General features: G+C 63.0%; 9 protein-coding genes. 3 read left to right on the forward strand and 6 right to left on the reverse strand.

Annotated features, from left to right (window positions below; translation table 11 throughout):
- Nucleotides 1-131: 131 nt before the first annotated feature.
- The 5 genes from AC07W7_RS17740 to AC07W7_RS17760 all read right to left on the reverse strand — a co-directional run bounded on the left by AC07W7_RS17740 (nt 132) and on the right by AC07W7_RS17760 (nt 7,665).
- Nucleotides 132-566: a response regulator gene (locus AC07W7_RS17740; RefSeq protein ID WP_076964312.1), complete on the reverse strand. Its 435-nt coding sequence runs from the start codon at nt 564-566 to the stop codon at nt 132-134.
- A 133-nt stretch (nt 567-699) separates the two neighbouring features.
- Complete coding sequence (locus AC07W7_RS17745; RefSeq protein ID WP_495039786.1) at nt 700-4,338, reverse strand: transporter substrate-binding domain-containing protein; 3,639 nt, start codon at nt 4,336-4,338, stop codon at nt 700-702.
- 1 nt (nt 4,339) lies between these two features.
- On the reverse strand, nt 4,340-4,966 hold the full coding sequence (locus AC07W7_RS17750; protein ID WP_076964314.1) for a response regulator transcription factor: 627 nt from the start codon (nt 4,964-4,966) through the stop codon (nt 4,340-4,342).
- A 327-nt stretch (nt 4,967-5,293) separates the two neighbouring features.
- On the reverse strand, nt 5,294-6,010 hold the full coding sequence (locus AC07W7_RS17755; protein WP_076964315.1) for an MgtC/SapB family protein: 717 nt from the start codon (nt 6,008-6,010) through the stop codon (nt 5,294-5,296).
- A gap of 317 nt (nt 6,011-6,327) precedes the next feature.
- A complete protein-coding gene (locus AC07W7_RS17760; RefSeq protein ID WP_076964316.1) occupies nt 6,328-7,665 on the reverse strand; it encodes a lysine N(6)-hydroxylase/L-ornithine N(5)-oxygenase family protein in 1,338 nt (445 codons plus the stop codon).
- A gap of 390 nt (nt 7,666-8,055) precedes the next feature.
- On the opposite strand from AC07W7_RS17760, the gene AC07W7_RS17765 reads away from it, so the two are divergent.
- From AC07W7_RS17765 to AC07W7_RS17775, 3 genes are read left to right on the forward strand one after another with little or no spacing between them, the layout of a single operon-like run.
- Entirely contained in the window at nt 8,056-9,228 is a 1,173-nt protein-coding gene (locus tag AC07W7_RS17765; RefSeq protein WP_495039787.1) for an efflux RND transporter periplasmic adaptor subunit, read from the forward strand.
- Entirely contained in the window at nt 9,229-11,202 is a 1,974-nt protein-coding gene (locus AC07W7_RS17770) for a MacB family efflux pump subunit (protein WP_495039788.1), read from the forward strand. It abuts the gene before it with no gap.
- A gap of 7 nt (nt 11,203-11,209) precedes the next feature.
- Nucleotides 11,210-12,601 (forward strand): efflux transporter outer membrane subunit, encoded by a 1,392-nt coding sequence (locus tag AC07W7_RS17775; protein WP_495039789.1) that lies wholly within the window; start codon nt 11,210-11,212, stop codon nt 12,599-12,601.
- 37 nt (nt 12,602-12,638) lie between these two features.
- Here the strand turns inward: AC07W7_RS17775 and AC07W7_RS17780 are convergent, their stop codons facing one another.
- Nucleotides 12,639-13,598, reverse strand: coding sequence for an alpha/beta hydrolase (locus tag AC07W7_RS17780; protein ID WP_495039790.1), 960 nt, complete (start codon nt 13,596-13,598; stop codon nt 12,639-12,641).
- Nucleotide 13,599 lies beyond the last annotated feature (1 nt).

Genomic DNA, 13,599 nt, shown 5'->3' on the forward strand with positions numbered 1-13,599 from the left:
CCCCCCCCCCCCCCCCCCCCCCCCCCCCCCCCCCCCCCCCCCCCCCCCCCCCCCCCCCCCCCCCCCCCCCCCCCCCAGGCCAGGCCATTGCCTGACCAGCCCCAAGGGCATTGCACCGCAATGGGACTGAGCTAGACCGCCGGGCTGCGTGCCAGCTCCCGCAGCCATGGCAACACCCGCAAACCGCTGGCCGGTGACGGCGGGTCGATGATGTCCATGAAATGCTCCAGGGTGATGCTGTCGGGCGATCCCGGCAAACGGACCAGGGCCAGGGGCGCCAGGCAGGTCGGCGGCCCCAGGTCCTGGTCGTCATACACCAGCACATGGCGCACCTGCGGGTGTTGCTGCTGGAACGCCAGCGCGCCACCGCCGTTGGCGGCCAGGCCTGCATTGATGATCAACACGTCGAATGGCTGGGCAGGGATATCGGTCAGGATCAGCACTTCCTCGAAGGTCTGCACCGGGACGATCCGGTAGTAGCCCAGTTGGTTGAGCATTTTTTCGATGTGTAACCGTTGCAGGTGCTGTTCATCGGCAATCAGGATCGTCAGTGCTTTGGTTGGCATGGCAAGTCCCTGAGCAGGCAGCGCTCGTGGAAGGAAGGAGCGACCTACTCTTCCAGACATAATTCGACGAAAAAATCAGCGTAGTTCCCCCTACACGTAGGAGTTCTCCCAAACCCTCCCCAAGCCTCTCCCCTTATACCCGGTTGCAATAGTCCGTCAGGGCCTGATGCAATTGATCAATGGCCTCTTGCACACCGGCCACCGCCAAGCCCAACGCCCCCGGATCCTGTTGCTCACAGGCCGTCTCCAGTGCTTCGCAGTGGCTCACCAAGACCTGCGCCTCGACCAGGCGCGCCCCGCCCTTGGTCCTGTGGGCCAGGTCATGCAAGTGGGCGTAGTCGTTTTCTGCAAGCAAGGCCTGTAGTTGCGTGCGATCGGCGCTGAGGCTGTCGAGCAGTTGCGCCAACAACTCCTTGACGGCGTCCGTGTCAGAGCCGGTCAACTTCAATAAACGACTCAAGTCGAGCGCCGGGGCCGGGGCAGCCGTCACCAGCTCATTGACCGAAGGCATGGCCGTACGTGAGGCCAGCGCGGCATGCAGATCCTCAAGCCCGGTGGGTTTGAACAGGCAGCCGTCCATCCCCGCCGCCAGGCAACGCTCGGTTTCCTCCGGCTGGGCATTGGCGGTAAACCCCAGCAGCAGGCAGGGCGCCAAGCCACGGGCGCGCTCATCGGCACGAATGTCCCGGGCCAGGTCATAGCCGTTTTTCAGCGGCATATTGCAGTCGGTGATCACACCGTCAAAGCGCTCGGCCTGCCAGCATTCCAGGCCCTGCACCCCATCGTTGGCGGTGGTGATCCGGTGCCCGAGGAAACTCAGCTGCCGGGTCAGCAACTGACGATTGGCCGGGTAGTCGTCCACCACCAGGATATTCAATACATGGGCCGGCGGCGCCTCCAGGGCAACCGGTTCGGAATGCGCACTGGCCGAAGCGGCCACCGCCAATGGCAGTGTGACCTCGACCCGTGTGCCCTGCCCCAGCACGCTACTCAATTTCAGCTGGCCGCCCATCATTTCACACAGGCTGCGGCTGATCACCAGCCCCAGCCCCGAGCCACTGCGCGCCGACTGGTCAGTGTTACGCCCTTGAATAAACGGGTTGAACAGGCGCATCTGGTCCTCGACGCTGATCCCGACCCCGCTGTCCTCTATCACCAACCGCAGGCTCAGGTAGCCATTGGCAACGGCGGGCGACCCACTGGCACTCAAGCGCACATGGCCCTGGGCCGTAAACTTGATGGCATTGCTCAACAGGTTGGAGACCACCTGCTTGAAGCGCAGCGGATCGATCAAAACGTGACGATCGACCAGCGGGTCCAGGTCCACCTGCAAGACCAGGCCCTTGGTGCGCGCCAGCCCTCCGAAGATACGCACCACCGAGGCCAGCAGCTCGCGCAGGTTCGAGGGTTCCAGGGTCAGGGACAAGTGCCCAGACTCGATCCGGGCAATGTCGAGAATATCGCCGATCAACTCCAGCATGCCCCGCGAAGCGTCGGAGGCCACCGCCAGGGCGTCATGGTCGATACGCCCCTGCTCGGCATTTTTCAGGGCCAATTCGATCATGCCGATCACCGCATTCATCGGCGTGCGGATCTCATGGCTCATGGTTGCCAGGAAGGTGGTCTTGGCACGGTTGGCCGCATCGGCCCCTTCCTTGGCCTCCTGCAATTGCCCCAGCAAACGCTGGCGCTCGCTGACATCCACCCAGCCGGCAATCATGCCCACGACCTTTTCGTTGGCATCGCGGTACGGCAGCATCCAGTGGTAGATGGTCAGGGTCGCGCCCCCCGGCACCTTGAGCACCCGGTCATGAATCTGCGGTTCGCCGCGCTCCATCAGGCGCATGTAGTCTTCATGGTAGGACTGGGACTGGGGCTGATTGCCGGTGTCGGTCTCGACCACGGTCTTGCCGATCACATCTTCGAGGTGAAAGCCGAACACATTGAGGTAGGCACTGTTGCACGCCATCAACCGGCCCAGGCGGTCGCGCACATAGATCGGGTGCGGCGTGCCGTCGATCAACACGCTCATAAAGCGCATCTGGTCGCTCAGGGCGCGCTCGGCCTGGGCCCGCTTGCGGATCAGGCTGCGCAGGTAAATGGCCCAGCCCAGGGTGATCAGCAACAACACGGCGGCCAGGGAGAACCCCTGGATAATCGTGTTGCGGTGCCGTAGCCAGTAGCTGTCGTCGATCACCAGCTCGCTGCGCCAGCGGTTGGTCAACTCATCCATTTCCTGGGGCGTGATGCTCAATAGCGCCTTTTCCAGGATCGAGAACAACTCCAGTTGACCGCGCCCCACACCAAAGGCCAGTCGTGCCGGCTGCGAGCCAACCGTACTGGTGATGCGCAGGCGGTCACGGTATTGATGGGCGATCATGTAGCGCGCAATGATCAGTGCGTTGACCGAGGCGTCGGCCCCCGCGCTGGCCACCAGGGCCATGGCCTGCGCAGGGGTCTCGACGTCCACCAGCACGATCTTGGGGTAGTCGCGGCTGATGATTTCCCGCTGCACGCTGCGGCCGATGACCGCCAGGCGCTTACCCGCCATGTCATCCAGGGTGACCGGGCTGCGGTCATCGTCGCGCGTGACCAGCACGAACGGGTTGCTCAGGTACGGCCGGGTAAAGCGGATCTTGTCCTCCCGGGACATGCTCGGCGTAATGAGCGCGATCATATCCGCCTCGCCCTCGCTGACCTGCTGGACTTGACGAGGCAGCGAATTGCCGCGTACCACATCGAACTTCAAGCCGGTACGCAAGCTGATCTGGGCCAGGACCTCGGCACTCAAGCCCTGCAATTGGCCTCGATCGTTGAAAAATGACAAGGGCATGAACTTGTCCAGCGCCGTGACCTTGATCCGCGGATGCTTGTCCAGCCAGCGCTGTTCACTGGCACTCAGGCGCAGGCGCTCGCGGCCAACGATCCCCAGGTTGCCGGCGCTCCAGCGGCGCAGGATCTCCATTTGTTCGTTGATCGGGATCACTGCCAGCGCCGCATTGAAGATACGCAGCAGCCGCACATTATCCCCAGTAAAAGCGAACGCGAAAGGGTTGACCTCCAGGCTGGAAAAGTCGGCCATGCGCACATTATTGAGGTGGTTTTTGTTGATCAGATAGTTGGTGCTGATCGCATCGCCCAGGTAAACGTCCGCCTGGCCAAAGGCTACGGCGCCAATCGCCTCGAAGGTCGACGAATAAAGCTGCAATGAAGCATTGGCGTAATAGGCCGCTACCGCCTCGGGCTGCATGTAGTGATAGAGCATGGCCAGGCGCTTGCCCGCAAGCTCCGCGCTCAGGGCCTGGCTGTCATCAACGCGCGTCACCAGGGTCGGCTGGTCGTTGGCATACGAATGCGAAAGCCTTAGCTGCCGGTCCGCGGCCTCGTAGCCATTGGCCGTGCCGAGGAAGTCCACGTCACCGCGCTTGAGGGCCGCAATAACCTCGTCCCGATGCTCGTAGCGCTGCACCTGGATCGCGACGTTCAACGCCTGGCCGATCAACGCGGCATAATCGGCGGTGATTCCTTCCAGATCGTCGTTGTTGTTCGTCAGGTCAAAGGGGGCATAGTCGGGAGCCGACACCCCCATCACCAGCGTGCGGCGCTCGCGTAGCCAGCGCCAGTCCGCTTCATTGAGGTTCACCTGCGGGGCATCCAGCCTCGAATGCCCCAACAGTTGCAGAGTCTGTGGCTCGCCCAGAGCCACGTTGACGGTGAGTGACAGGTTCGCCAGCCAAAAGGCCGCGAACCATTTGCCCAAAGTGCTCGACATATCAGATCAAATGATTGCGATGGGCGAACTTGGATAAGTGCACCACTGAAGACATACGCAGTTTCTCCTTCAACCGGGTCTTGTAAGTGCTGATGGTCTTGTGACTCAACAGCATGTCCCTCGCGATTTCATTGTTGCCCAGGCCCAGGGCCAGCTTCTGCAAGACCATCAGTTCGCGGTCGGACAGGGCCTCTACCAGTTGCTGTTCCGTGGTTTGCAAGTCGTCCTTGCGTACGGAGCTGGTGGGCAGGCTGGGGAAGCAGCTGTAGTTGGACATGACCGCCTTGATGGCTTTTTGCAGCTCATCCAGCTCACCGGTTTTCGCGACAAACCCCATCGCCCCGGCGCGCATGCAACGCGTCGAGAAAAACACCGCCAGATAAGAGGTCAGGACCAGGATTTTACAAGGCAGGCCCAATGCCTTGATTCGGCTGATCACCTCCAGCCCGCCCAGCTTGGGCATCGCCAGGTCCAGAATGACCAGGTCTGGTCGTTCCTCCCTGGCGATCTGTAAGGCATCAGCACCGTTGGCGGCCTCGAAAATCGTCTCGAAGCCCTCTTGGCGTAACAAGTATTTAACAGTTGCACGAATGAACGGATGATCATCCACGATTAACGCTTTGCTCATGCGACTCCCTGGCAGAACACCACGACTGTTTAGTTGCTTCATTGGCGACTACTCATTTAAGGAGCGCCAATACCCTTACACATCACACGAAACCCCTGTACCTGTGAGAATTGCCAGTTCCGACCAGCGGCGCTATCTACACAGAACGTTTCAACGGAATTTGGTTAGGTGCAACGGCTCAACATTAACAACGCAATGATGTTTCGCCTGAAGGTAAAATCCGGCGCACTTGTAGGACTTATCCTCACTAAAGCGTAGTCAAAAACAGCAAAAAAGCCGCCCTCCCATGACAGGAGGCGGCTTTTTTCGGCCCGGAAAAAGGCCCCCTCAATCGGTGGTGCTGGGGCTCCAGAAGGCTTGTACCACCAGGGTCGAGCGGGAAATCCGCGCCACCAGGGCGTCCAACTCGTCACCATCGACCGAGTTGGCGGCCAGCGTGGCTTCGATCTCCACCTCCTCAGTGCCAAAGGTCCGTACGTCGACATCACTGGCCGGGTAGTTGCAGCGCGCCAACTCCGATTCCAACAAGGCCATCACCGCCTGCTGCTGGGTACGCCGGGCGATCACGTAAAGGATATTGGTCACCTCGGCCGACACCACGTCCAGGGGCTGGCGGTTGATGTTATTGACGATCGGCCGCAGCAAGGTGTTGGCCGCCAGCACAAACAAGGTGCCCAGGAGCGCCTCGATGATCAGGTCGGCACCGGCACAGGCGCCCACTGCCGCGGAGGTCCACAACGTGGCGGCGGTATTGAGCCCGCGTACATTGCCCTCCTCACGCATGATCACCCCGGCACCGAGAAAGCCAATGCCGGACACCACATACGCCACCACCCGCACGGCGCCTTCGGCACCACCGAGGCGATTGGCCATATCGACAAAAATGGCGGCCCCCACCGCCACCAGCACGTTGGTGCGTAGCCCTGCCGTGCGCTGGCGGAACTGGCGTTCAAAGCCGATCAGGCCACCGAGAATAAAGGCCGCACTGAGGCTGACCAGAGTGTCGATCAAGGAATCCAGATTGATATTGTTGAGGGCCTGCATGATAAATCTCCCTTTGATTGCCCGCAGAATCAGCATCGAAAAAAAGGGGGATCAGGCAGCCACCAGGACGGTTCGCTACCCCAATACCGCTTCTCGCTTTATCGGCGAGACAACGGCATGCAAATGCGCGTCAGCTGGCCAAGCCTGGTCGACAACTGTCACTCGAAAGTCTGTTCACGAAGGTCTGCGCTATGGTTGAAAACCGGCGCAGCTTACGCCCGCAGTCTGAAGGAAGAAAGTGACAGAGCAGCGAATCGGCGGGTTCTTCAGCAAGGGTTCAGCCAGGGTCGCTCCCGCAGGCGCGGGAGCGGCCGCTGTCAGCTGGCGGTGGCCAGCAGCCGGTCACGCACCGAGCGCCCCTGGCCCAGGCGTCGGTCATGCTCATGCAGCGACGCGGCAATCTCATCGGCGCGAATCGGCAGGATCGACAGCAAGGTATCGCTCAAGCCATGGCTGGCCTGGCTGAAGCCCTGCATGTAGATACCGGCCTTGCAGCGCTCGTCGGTAACCACGCGGTAATCGCGGCTCACGTCAAAGTCCCCCATATAGGCCTCCAGCGGCGCCAGCAACTGGCGATGCATCTGGCGCTCATAGCCGGTGGCCAGGACCACCGCATCGTAGTGGTTGAGCACGGTTTCACCGGTGGCGTTGTGACGCACCAGCAGCTCGATGCCCAGGGGCCCGGCGCTGGCTTTTTCCACGGTGGTCAGGGTGCGGAATGCATGGCGGGCGATGCCGGAGACTTTCTGGCGGTAAAAGATCCCGTAGATGCGCTCGATCAGGTCCAGGTCCACCACCGAATAGTTGGTGTTGTGGTACTCGTTGACCAAGCGCTCGCGCTCGCTGCTGGGCTGCTGGAACACCAGGTCGGTGAACTCCGGGGAGAACACTTCGTTGACGAACGGGCTGTCATCGGCAGGCTTGAGGGCCGAGCCGCGCAGGATGATATCCACCTGCACCGAGGGGAAGCTGTCATTCAGATCGATAAACGCCTCGGCCGCGCTCTGCCCGCCGCCGATGATTGCAATGCGCATCGGCTTGCCTTCCAGACACGGCTGCTGGGCCATGCGCGCCAGGTACTGGGAATGGTGGAACACCCGCCCGTCCTCCTTGAGCGCCTTGAACGCCTCGGGAATCCGTGGCGTGCCACCGGCGCTGACCACCACCGAGCGCGCGGTGCGCACCAGTTGCTCGCCGTGGGCATCGCGGGAGATCACCCGCAGCGCCTCGACCTGCTGCTGATGCAGGATCGGCTCGATGGCCAGCACTTCCTCGCCATAGCGGCTCTGCTCGGTAAATTGCCCGGCAACCCAGCGCAAGTAGTCGTTGTACTCCATGCGGCACGGGTAGAAGGTGCCCAGGTTGATAAAGTCCACCAGGCGCCCGTGGGCCTTGAGGTAATTGACGAAGGAATAGGGGCTGGTGGGGTTGCGCAGGGTCACCAGGTCCTTGAGGAAGGAAATCTGCAGCTCGCTCTGGCTCACCAGGGTATTGCCGTGCCAGCGGTAGTCGGCCTGCTTGTCGAGAAACAGCACATCGAGCTTGCCCTGGGCTTTCTCGCGCTCTTGCAGGGCGATGGCCAGCGCCAGGTTCGAGGGACCGAAACCAATGCCGATCAGGTCGTGAACCGCGGGCGATGCAATTGCCTGTGTCATTCCAGTGTCCTCTGGATAAGCCCCGTGGCAGTGGGGCGGGAAAGCCTGGGCGACCTGCTGAACAACAGGCCATGTGTTGATAGGAAACGAGGACAATGAAAAAAAATTTAAGGCCCGCGCTGGATTCACTCTGGCAGGCGCGGCGGCAACTGATGCGGCAATGCAGTAATGGCAGTTTGAACCCATCTAATTTAGAATAATTCTCATATAGCTTTAAACGAGCCTTGTATACGTTCTCGGGTACTGGCGTTTCGCCCAGCTGTAACGGCGTATGTAAGCACTTAAATTTCAGGGCAAATCCCTCGTTTACCTGACAGCTTCCCGCGCCTGTCGCTGCCCCCGTCTGGGCGATTGAGCCGCGGTCCGAACTTTCCTGGCTGGAACCCGTGCATGAACCGTCCTCGACACACCCGGCGCGCTCTGCTGGCAGCACTTTGCCTGATCCCCGTGGCGGCCTTTGCCGCCTGGCAACTGATCCCGCCTGGCCGGGATAAATTTGCCACGCTGCAAGTGCACCGGGGCGATATCGAGAGCAGCGTGACGGCCCTTGGCACCCTGCAACCGCGGCGTTACGTCGATGTGGGCGCGCAGGCCTCCGGGCAGATCCGCAAGATTCACGTCGAGGCCGGCGCCCAGGTCAAGGAAGGCGACCTGCTGGTAGAGATCGACCCTGCCACCCAACAAGCCAAGCTCGACGCCACCCGTTACTCCATCGCCAATCTGCAGGCGCAACTGCAAGAGCAGCACGCGCAACACCGCCTGGCCCAGCAGAAGTACCAGCGCCAGCAACGCCTGGCCGCCGGCGGCGCCACCCGCGATGAAGACGTGCAGACCGCCCAGGCCGAACTGGACGCCACCCAAGCGCGCATCAATATGTTCAAGGCCCAGATCAGCCAGGCCCAGGCCACGTTGCGGGTGGACCAGGCCGAACTGGGCTACACGCGCATCTATGCGCCGATCTCCGGCACGGTGGTGGCCGTGGATGCCCGCGAAGGCCAGACCCTCAACAGCCAGCAACAGACGCCGCTGATTTTGCGCATTGCCAACCTGTCGCCGATGACCGTCTGGGCGGAAGTCTCGGAGGCCGATATTGGCCATGTCAAACCGGGCATGCAGGCCTATTTCACCACCCTGAGCGGCGGCAACCGGCGCTGGACCAGCACTGTGCGCCAGATCCTCCCGGTGCCGCCCAAGCCCCTCAACGAAACCAGCCAGGGCGGCGGCAGCCCCAGCAGCTCAAACAAGAGCGGCAGCGGCCGCGTAGTGCTCTACACCGTGCTGCTGGATGTGGATAACGCCGACAATGCGCTGATGGCGGAAATGACCGCCCAGGTGTTCTTCGTCGCCAGCCAAGCCATCAATGTGCTGACCGCGCCGGTCGCGGCCCTGCAAGGCAGCACCCGCCCCGACACCCAACTGGCGCGGGTGGTGGCCAAGGATGGACGTATCGAAGACCGCGAAGTACGGGTGGGCATCAGCGATCGCCTGCGCATCCAGATCCTTGACGGCCTCAATGAAGGCGACCACCTGCTGATCGGCCCCGCCGACAGCAGCGGAGGTTGAATGTTGACGCCACTGATCGAACTGCGCGACATCCGTAAATCCTATGGCGGCGGCGATGCGCCCCAGGTCGATGTGCTGCGCGGGATCGACCTGTCGATCCATGCCGGGGAATTCGTGGCGATTGTCGGCGCGTCCGGTTCCGGCAAGTCCACCTTGATGAATATCCTCGGTTGCCTTGACCGGCCCACCGTCGGCCAATACCTGTTCGCCGGGGAAAACGTCGCCCAACTGGACACCGATGAGCTGGCCTGGCTGCGCCGCGAGGCCTTTGGCTTTGTATTCCAGGGCTATCACCTGATCCCGTCCGGCTCGGCCCAGGAAAACGTCGAGATGCCGGCGATTTATGCCGGTACGCCCGCCGCTGAACGCCACGCCCGCGCCGCCGCCCTGCTGACCCGCCTGGGGTTGGCCGGACGTACCGAAAACCGCCCGCACCAACTGTCCGGCGGCCAGCAGCAACGGGTGTCGATTGCCCGCGCCCTGATGAACGGCGGCCATATCATCCTCGCCGACGAACCCACCGGCGCGCTCGACAGCCACAGCGGCGCCGAGGTCATGAGCCTGCTCGATGAACTGGCCAGCCAGGGCCATGTGGTGATCCTGATCACCCACGACCGCGAAGTGGCGGCCAGGGCCAAGCGCATCATCGAGATCCGCGACGGCCTGATCATCAGCGACACGCCCAATGCCTGCGCCTTATCCACCGCCGCGCCCAACCCCAAGGCGTTGCAGGCGGTGGACTTGCGCCAGCGCCTGGCCGATGGCGCCGAACACAACGGCGCCTGGAAAGCCGAATTGCTGGACGCGGTGCAGGCGGCCTGGCGGGTGATGTGGATCAACCGTTTCCGCACCGCCCTGACCCTGCTGGGGATCATTATCGGTGTGGCCTCGGTGGTGGTGATGCTGGCCGTGGGCGAAGGCAGCAAACGCCAGGTCATGGCGCAGATGGGCGCCTTTGGCTCCAACATCCTGTATGTCAGCGGCTCGGCGCCCAACCCACGTACGCCGCCCGGGATTATCACCATGAGCGACGTCGCGGCCATGGCCGCCCTGCCCCAGGTCAAGCGCATCATGCCGGTCAATGGCGCGGAAGCCGGGGTGCGTTTTGGCAATGTGGACCATATGGCTTACGTGGGCGGCAATGACACCAACTTTCCAGCGATCTTCAACTGGCCGGTGGTCGAGGGCAGCTACTTCACCGAAGCGGACGAGCGCGCCGCCGCCACCGTCGCGGTGATTGGCAAACGGGTGCGTGACAAGCTGCTCAAGGACCTGCCGAGCCCCATCGGCCAATACATCCTGATCGAAAACGTGCCGTTCCAGGTGATCGGCGTACTCGCCGAAAAAGGCGCCAGCTCCGGCGACAAGGACAGCGACGACCGTGTCGCCATCCCCTACTCCGCCGCGAGTATCCGCCTGTTCGGCAGCTATAACCCTGAATACGTGGTGATTGCCGCCGCCGATGCGCGCAAGGTCCATGAGGCCGAAAAAGCCATCGACCAGTTGCTGCTGCGCCTGCACAACGGCAAGCGGGACTTTGAACTGACCAACAACGCCGCGATGATCCAGGCCGAGGCCCGCACCCAGAACACCCTGTCGCTGATGCTCGGCTCGATTGCCGCCATCTCGCTGCTGGTGGGCGGCATCGGGGTGATGAATATCATGCTGATGACCGTGCGCGAGAGGACCCGGGAAATCGGCATCCGCATGGCCACCGGCGCCCGGCAACGGGACATCCTGCGCCAGTTCCTCACCGAGGCCGTGATGCTCACGGTGGTCGGCGGGGTGGCCGGGATCGGCCTGGCTCTGCTGGTCGGCGGCGCATTGCTCCTCAGCAGCGTGGCGGTCGCCTTTTCGCTGCCAGCCGCCCTTGGCGCCTTCGCCTGTGCACTGGTCACCGGTGTCATCTTCGGCTTTATGCCGGCCCGCAAAGCAGCCCGGCTCGACCCGGTCACGGCCCTTACCAGTGAATGATCGCCCTATGAAAGCGCAGTTGACCCTTATCGCCGCCAGCCTGCTGCTGGCCGCGTGCAGCAGCCCGGCGCCGCGCCCGGACAGCGGCCTGCAAGCACCTGCCGCCTGGAACACCGCGAGCGACGCCGCCCTTGTGCACGTCAACCGGCAATGGTGGACGGCATTTGCCAGCCCACCGCTCAACCAACTGATCGAACAGGCCCGCAGCACCAGCCATGACCTGGCCAGCGCCATGGCCCGGGTACGCCAGGCCCAGGCCAGCGCAGTGGTCGCCGGCGCGCCCTTGCTGCCCGCACTCACGGGCGGGCTCAGCGCCAACCGGCAGAAACAGCTGCGGGGCACGGGCAACAATCAACTGCAAAGCAGCAACAACGACGCGGTGGACTACTTCAGTACGAACCTCACCGCCACCTACGAAATCGACTTCTGGGGCGGCAAGCGTGCTGCACGCGACAGCGCGCAACTGGCCGTGCGCGCCAGCGAATTCGACCGCGCCACGGTGGAGTTGACCCTGCTCAGCGGCGTGGCCACGACCTACACCCAACTGCTGGCACTGCATGAACAACAGCGTATCGCCGAGCTGAACCTGGCCAATGCGCAAAGCGTCCTCAAACTGGTGCAGACCCGCCATGACGCCGGCTCTGCCACCCCGCTGGAACTGGCGCAGCAAAAGAGCCTGGTCGCCGCGCAGCAACGCCAGCTACCGCAAGTGCGCCAACGCACCGAAGCCGCCCGGATCAGCCTGGCAGCCCTGCTCGGCCAACCGGTACAGGCCCTGCAATTTACCGATCAATCCTTTGACCAGCTGCGCTGGCCCAGCATTGCTGCCGGAGTGCCCAGCGATCTGCTCAGCCGCCGCCCGGACATCGCCAGCGCCGAAGCGCAACTGGCGGCGGCCCAGGCCGACATCATCGTCGCCCGCGCCGCCATGCTGCCCACGGTCACCCTGACCGCCAACCTCAGCTCCGGCGCCAATCGCGCGGCCGATATACTGCGCAACCCGCTCTACAGCCTTACGGGCGGGCTGGTCGCGCCGATCTTCAACAACGGTCGCCTCGGCGCCGAACGCGACAGGGCTACGGCACGCCAGGAAGAATTGCTGCACACCTATCGCGGGGCGATCATCAATGGCTTTGCCGATGTGGAAAAGGCCCTGAACAGCATTCACCAGCTCGACGAACAACGCCAGTGGCAGCGTGAGGAGTTGAGCCAGGCGCAGACCGCCTTCCGCCTCGCCCAGAGCCGCTATGAGGCCGGCGCGGAAGACTTGCTGACGGTACTGGAAACCCAACGCACGCTCTATGCCGCCCAGGACCTGAACGTGCAACTGCGCCAGGCACGGCTGGAGGCCAGTGTGGCGTTGTACAAGGCCCTGGGCGGGGGCTGGCAGGCACGGTAGGCGCCGGCTTGCCGGCGCCTACGCTTGAGCCGGGCGGTCAGTGGCGCGCGAAAGCCACCCGCAACGCATCGGCGATCCACTCCAGCGCCTCTTCAGCCTCGTCGACAATCGCCCCCATCCGCATAAAATCATGGGTCATGCCCGCATAAAGCTTCATATCCACCGCCACGCCCGCCGCTTGCAAGTGAGCGGCATAGGCCACCCCTTCGTCATGCAGCGGATCGCACTCGGCCACCGCCAGCAACACCGGCGCCACGTTCGGCGCAATCTGCGCCAACAGCGGTGAAAAGCGCGGATCCAGGCGGTCACTGGGCTCGCCAGCGTAATGCTCATAGAACCAGCTCAGCGTGTCCTTTTCCAAAAGATAGCCCGAGCCATAACGCTGCTGCGAAGCGGTCGGGCGGCTGGCATCGGTCACCGGGTAGATCAACACCTGCAAACACGGCTGGGCCTGGCACGGGTCAACCGCCAACTGATTGCACAACACCGTGGCCAGGCTGGCGCCGACACTGTCACCGGCCACGGCCAGGCGCGTCGGATCGATACCCAGGGCCTCAGCTTCCTGCAACAGCCAGTGCCAGGCGTCCTGGGCATCGTGGACCGCCGTGGGAAACACCCACTCCGGGGCCAGTCGATAACCCACGGCAATCACCACGCAACCGGCCCGCGCCGCCAGCGCACGACACAGCGCATCGTGTGAGTCGAGGCTGCCGACCACATAACCGCCCCCATGGAAATACAACACCGCACCACTGCTGGCGCCAGGCAGCGCGGCGCTGTACAGGCGCGCGTGCAGGTGGCTGCCGTCACGTACCGTTATCGACAGGTTTTCAACCCGTGGCAACTCCTCGCAGTCAGCCATCATCAACTGGGAGGATTGATCAAACTGTTCACGGGCGGCTTGTGGGCTCAACTGATGCATGGCCGTGCGCTTGCCGCTGTCACGACCGGCACCGACCAATTCAAGGAAGGCAGCAATATCAGGGTTTAACGACATG

Source organism: Pseudomonas sp. GW821-FHT01D09, assembly GCF_059422465.1.

What these genes read in the sequence shown, in the direction of transcription:
- AC07W7_RS17740 (WP_076964312.1), bottom strand. Translation starts at nt 566, where the DNA reads ATGCCAACCAAAGCACTGACGATCCTGATTGCCGATGAACAGCACCTG.
- AC07W7_RS17745 (WP_495039786.1), bottom strand. Translation starts at nt 4,338, where the DNA reads ATGTCGAGCACTTTGGGCAAATGGTTCGCGGCCTTTTGGCTGGCGAAC.
- AC07W7_RS17750 (WP_076964314.1), bottom strand. Translation starts at nt 4,966, where the DNA reads ATGAGCAAAGCGTTAATCGTGGATGATCATCCGTTCATTCGTGCAACT.
- AC07W7_RS17755 (WP_076964315.1), bottom strand. Translation starts at nt 6,010, where the DNA reads ATGCAGGCCCTCAACAATATCAATCTGGATTCCTTGATCGACACTCTG.
- AC07W7_RS17760 (WP_076964316.1), bottom strand. Translation starts at nt 7,665, where the DNA reads ATGACACAGGCAATTGCATCGCCCGCGGTTCACGACCTGATCGGCATT.
- AC07W7_RS17765 (WP_495039787.1), top strand. Translation starts at nt 8,056, where the DNA reads ATGAACCGTCCTCGACACACCCGGCGCGCTCTGCTGGCAGCACTTTGC.
- AC07W7_RS17770 (WP_495039788.1), top strand. Translation starts at nt 9,229, where the DNA reads ATGTTGACGCCACTGATCGAACTGCGCGACATCCGTAAATCCTATGGC.
- AC07W7_RS17775 (WP_495039789.1), top strand. Translation starts at nt 11,210, where the DNA reads ATGAAAGCGCAGTTGACCCTTATCGCCGCCAGCCTGCTGCTGGCCGCG.
- AC07W7_RS17780 (WP_495039790.1), bottom strand. Translation starts at nt 13,598, where the DNA reads ATGTCGTTAAACCCTGATATTGCTGCCTTCCTTGAATTGGTCGGTGCC.